Annotated in this window: 3 protein-coding genes and 1 riboswitch; all 3 genes read left to right on the top strand. The window is 64.9% G+C overall.

Annotation, left to right across the window (positions count from 1 at the left end; all coding sequences use genetic code 11):
* The first annotated feature begins 316 nt into the window (after positions 1 to 316).
* A riboswitch (M-box (ykoK) riboswitch) is annotated at positions 317 to 485 on the top strand.
* Positions 486 to 854: 369 nt separating this feature from the next.
* The 3 genes from ACWDKQ_RS35155 (at position 855) to ACWDKQ_RS35145 (ending at position 4,557) form a co-directional block, all read left to right on the top strand.
* Positions 855 to 2,687, top strand: a complete 1,833-nt coding sequence (locus ACWDKQ_RS35155) for an Nramp family divalent metal transporter (RefSeq protein WP_450143070.1) — start codon at positions 855 to 857, stop codon at positions 2,685 to 2,687.
* Between the two features lie 79 nt (positions 2,688 to 2,766).
* A complete protein-coding gene (locus tag ACWDKQ_RS35150) occupies positions 2,767 to 4,128 on the top strand; it encodes a magnesium transporter MgtE N-terminal domain-containing protein (protein WP_450143069.1) in 1,362 nt (453 codons plus the stop codon).
* A gap of 21 nt (positions 4,129 to 4,149) precedes the next feature.
* On the top strand, positions 4,150 to 4,557 hold the full coding sequence (locus tag ACWDKQ_RS35145; RefSeq protein ID WP_450143068.1) for a hypothetical protein: 408 nt from the start codon (positions 4,150 to 4,152) through the stop codon (positions 4,555 to 4,557).
* The last annotated feature ends 210 nt before the right edge of the window (positions 4,558 to 4,767 follow it).

The following is a 4,767-nucleotide window of genomic DNA, read 5'->3' as shown; positions in this document are numbered from 1 at the left end:
GCTTGCGGCCCAGCCGAGGCAGCGCGTTCTCCCAGCGCGGCAACAACGGCTCGATTCGCTCCCACAGCTCGTCTGGCACGATCCACGGCGGCTGCTCACCCTTCCTCACAAGTCCATGATCGACCACGAAGGATCTTCAGGCACTACAAGTGATCATTTTGTTAGGAACTCTAAGAGTGGAACGAGGCTTGACAAAGTCCCGACCCCGCGCCCGCTACAGTGCAGTGCAGCTGCACAATCTGCTGACGCTTCTGCCCTCCTGCTCGGGACGGGACTCAAGTGTTGACGGGGTTTTTATGGGGGTGTCTACTCGGGAGCAGCACCTCGTTCGGTGAGGCGCCTGCGCGGATATAGGCCACTGACCTTTAACGTCGAGAGACGCTCCGGGTCAGGACAGGTTCCCGAGTTAAGGGGTGGCCCCAGCTGACTGCCCGGTTTTCGGGGTCACGCCGTGCAGTGCTAAGGCTCTAACGAGAGGGTGCCCGAAACGCCGCCGGTCCTGGAGGTGTGAGCGCCCTCGCTGTGTGGATCATAACGTGGTACTGCTGGTGCCTGGCGGTGAGGAGGTGAGAGATGGGTCCCGATGACAGTCGAAATCCGGCGTGCCCTATCCACCTCATGCGCGTCAGCAGTCGCTGATTGCAACGTTTCTGCATGGTCTTTTTGGTGCTCTGACGTCCATTATCGAGCGCCGGAATGGTGCAACCCATCTTTCGCCGAGTGGTGCGAAGTCCGGTTGGGGCGCGCCGACTCGTTCAGCCGACGGCGATGACTGTCCCTTGGGTGGATGTGGCATGGATGGTCCGGCGCCGCCCACGCATGGTGTGCGGTGTCTTGCACGAAAGGACACTTCCGTGACCAACAACGGCCCCAGCACGAACAGCCCCGGCCCGAAGAAGGACGCCACCACCGATTCCACGCGGGCAACCGCGCCGCCGGACAAGAGCAATGTGCCCGTTCCCAACGCACCGCCAAGTCCTGACGCGCCGCCGGGCCCCATCGTGGCGTCTGCCGGGAACAAGGCGCCGCCTCCGCAGAAGAACACCGGAGAAGGCGCTGTGGCACCGCCGTCGAGGAGTGCGGTGTTGGACGAGGCGCACGTGGGTGATATCCGGGGTGCGTTGGGGACGATCCGCCGCGAGGATGTGGGTCCACGGATCGGGTTGTCGGCGCGGCTAAAGACCTTGGTCGCCATCGTCGGCCCCGGGCTGATCGTGATGGTCGGCGACAACGACGCTGGCGCGTATGGCACCTACACCCAGGCCGGGCAGAACTACGGCACGACTCTGTTGTGGACGCTGCTGTTGTTGATCCCGGTGCTGTATGTGAACCAGGAGATGGTGGTGCGGCTCGGTTCGGTCACCGGTGTCGGGCACGCCCGGTTGATCCTGGAACGGTTCGGGAAGTTCTGGGGCGCGTTCAGCGTGATCGACCTGTTCCTTCTGAACGCGTTGACGATCATCACGGAGTTCATCGGTGTGAGTCTCGGCCTGTCGTTTTTGGGCATGCCAAGAGTGCTGGGGGTGCTCGTGTCGGCGGCGGTGGTGATCGCTGCGGCGAGCACCGGTTCCTTTCGCCGGTTCGAGCGGGTGTGCCTGGCGCTGGTAGCCGGAAGTCTGTTGTTGGTGCCGATCGTGGTGATGGCCCACCCCCCGTTGGGCCAGATCGCGCACGACTTCGTGGTGCCCGCCTTACCCGGGGGTGCCGAGTTGTCCACGGTGATGCTGCTGATCATTGCGATTGTGGGGACGACGGTGGCGCCGTGGCAGTTGTTCTTTCAGCAGTCCTACATCATCGACAAGCGGATCACGCCGCGGTTTGTTCGTTACGAGAAGATCGACCTGGTGATCGGCTTGGTGGTCGTGGTCATGGGGGCGGGCGCGATGATGGCGTTCACCGCCGCTGCGTTCGCCGGTCGGCCGGAGTTCGGGCAGTTCACCGACGCGGGCGGTGTTGCGGCAGGTTTGGGTCAATACGTCAACCAGACTGCGGGGGTGCTGTTCGCGTTTGCGTTGATCGACGCGAGCATCATCGGGGCGGCAGCGGTGAGCCTGTCCACCGCATACGCGATCGGTGACGTGATGAATTTGCGGCACTCGCTGCACCGCAGTCCGAGGGAGGCCAAGGGTTTCTACGCGATCTTCGCGGGTCTGCTGGTGGCTTCGGCGGTAATCGTGATCATCCCGGGTAGTCCGCTGGGGTTGTTGACCGAGGGTGTGCAGACGCTGGCGGGTGTGCTGTTGCCGTCGGCGACGGTGTTCCTGCTGTTGCTGTGCAACGACCGGGCAGTTCTCGGCCCGTGGGTCAATGGCCGCAAGCTGAACATCTTCACTTCGGCGGTGATCGCTGTGCTGGTGATGTTGTCGATTATTTTGACCGCGGCGGTGGTGTTCCCGGGGATCACGAGCACCGCGATCGTGACCATCCTGGGTGTCGGTACGGGGTTGGCAATTTTGACCGCGGTGTTCTGGTCGGTCTACCGGCGTCGTCACCCGCAAGAGGTGGAGACCAAGGCCGCCCCACAGGATAAAGAGCTCCGCCCCACGTGGCGGATGCCGCCGCTCATGCTGCTGCAGCGTCCGAAGCTGAGCAGTGGCAGACGCCTGGGGTTGACCGTGCTGCGGGCCTATCTGGTCATCGCCGTCGTGATGGTCGTCGTCCGCGTCGTCCAACTCGCGCTGACTTGACCTGCTGGCGCGCCGCGGGTGGCCATTGGTCGCCTTCACCGCGGCGGTGATACTGGCCAATTAGGAAAGGAACCTGGTCATGGGCCCCACACCACGCCAGCGCCGTGAAACCGAACCCGAACGGCATCGCACGTTGTCGTTGTCGCTGTTGCTCAAGCGTGGCGTGCTCGGTGCTAAGGGACAGCGCCTCGGGCGGCTGGCCGATGTGATCGTCCGCCTGCGCGGTGCGGAGTATCCGCTGGTGACCGGTTTGGTCGCGGACATCGGTGGCCGACGGATCTTCATCCCCGCGGAGCGGGTCACCGACTGGCACACCGAGGATGTTCAGCTGGTCACTGCCAAGGTTGATCTGCGGGAGTTCGAGCGTCGTCCCGGCGAGGTGCTGCTGTCGGCCGACATCCTCGGCCACCGGCTCATCGACATCCCGCAGGCGCGCTTGGTGCGGGCCTCCGATCTGGCGCTCGCCCAGACCGACGCCGGGTGGGTCGTGGCCGGGGTGAACACGCGTCCGAGTAGCTTGTGGCGCCAGGTGCTCGACCACCTGCGCAAACCGAGCACGGAGGATGAAGAGGAGTCGGATCGGTCCCGTGGGCGGGACTGGAAGGCGTTCGAAGCGCTCATCGGGCACCAGCCCTCGGTCCTGGCCCGCACGCCGGCATCGCGACTGCGGCGGCTCAAGCCGCCGGAGATCGCTGACCTGCTCGAAGACGCCTCTCAGGAGGAGCAGAGCGAACTGCTCGCCCAGGTACACGCCGATCCGGAGCTGGAAGCCGACGTTTTCGAGGAGCTCGACGACGACGCGCAGTCCCGCCTGTTGCGCGACCGCAGCGACGTTGAGGCGGCGGCCGTGGTGGCGCGCATGGAGGCCGATGATGCTGCCGACGCCATCCTGGATCTGCCGCAGGATCGGCGGCGGCCCGTGCTGGACCTGCTCCCGGCTGCGCAGCGGACCAAAGTCACCGCGCTGCTGAGCTACAACCGCACCACCGCCGGCGGCCTGATGGGTCTGGACTTCCTCGCCCTGCACACGGGCGCGACCGTCGAGGAGGCCCTCGACCGGGTGCGGGTCTCCGGCAACCTCCAGACCGAGGCGCTGACCACCATCTACAGCCTAGACGATCAGCAGCGCCTACGCGGCGCGGCCTCGCTGGTCACCCTGGTACAGGCCGACCCCACAAGTAGGTTGGAGGAACTCGCGGAGGCCGAACCGGTGCGGGTCACCCCCACCGCAGATCTGATCACGGTGTCACTGTTGATGACCGACTACGACCTGCTCACGCTGCCCGTGGTCGACGAGTCCGACCGGATCCTCGGCGTCATCACCGTCGACGACGCGCTGGAAGCCACCGTCCCGGACAACTGGCGCATGCGCGAACCCGAACCACGCACGACACAGGCCGAAGACGACCAAGTGCAACCCGAGCCACCTCAACGCACCTAACCTCACACCGAGGAGAACCCCATGTCACCCAACGAAACCCACGGCAGCCGACAAAGGCATGACCCCACGGCGGATGAGCAACCCAGCATGCGGATTCGCGTCGCCGCAGCCGAGCTACGCCGAGGCCACGACCCCGTCCAGATCGCCCGCTCCACCGGCGTTCCCCTGGCACTCGTACAGTTGTTGGCCGACGACCTTCGACCGGATGCACAATTCCATGGCGACCGTGCACCTTCGATCGCCGAGCGGCCCCGGTCGACGGTGCCCCAGCGGCGAATCGCCCTGCTCAGCGCAGGATTCATCGCCAGCACCCTGAACGTCCTACTGGCAATCGCGGCCGTTTTCGGACACGTCCACATCCTCGGCGCAATCTCACTGATCCTCACCCCGGTGCTGTTGGCACTGCTCATCGCCCTGTGCTGCCACTGACTCCCTAGAAACCAACGGCGAGCACGGTCGCGACGACGAACCGGGAATGGTCGTCGATGCAGGTGAGCACCTTGCACTCCCGGCCGTCGGCCAACGGCACCCACCGACAATATCCAATGGGTGTGGCTCTTTTGGAGTGAGGTTTAGGCGGCGGTGTGGAGGGTGTGGGTGGGGTGGTTGCTGTGTTGTTCTCGGGACAGGTGGTAGGTC

The sequence above is a fragment of the Saccharopolyspora sp. NPDC000995 genome (assembly GCF_053599315.1).
The sequence above is the reverse complement of the archived record's forward strand: the minus strand, read 5'-3'. Positions and strand labels throughout refer to the sequence as shown.

What these genes read in the sequence shown, in the direction of transcription:
- ACWDKQ_RS35145 (WP_450143068.1), top strand. Translation starts at nt 4,150, where the DNA reads ATGTCACCCAACGAAACCCACGGCAGCCGACAAAGGCATGACCCCACG.
- ACWDKQ_RS35150 (WP_450143069.1), top strand. Translation starts at nt 2,767, where the DNA reads ATGGGCCCCACACCACGCCAGCGCCGTGAAACCGAACCCGAACGGCAT.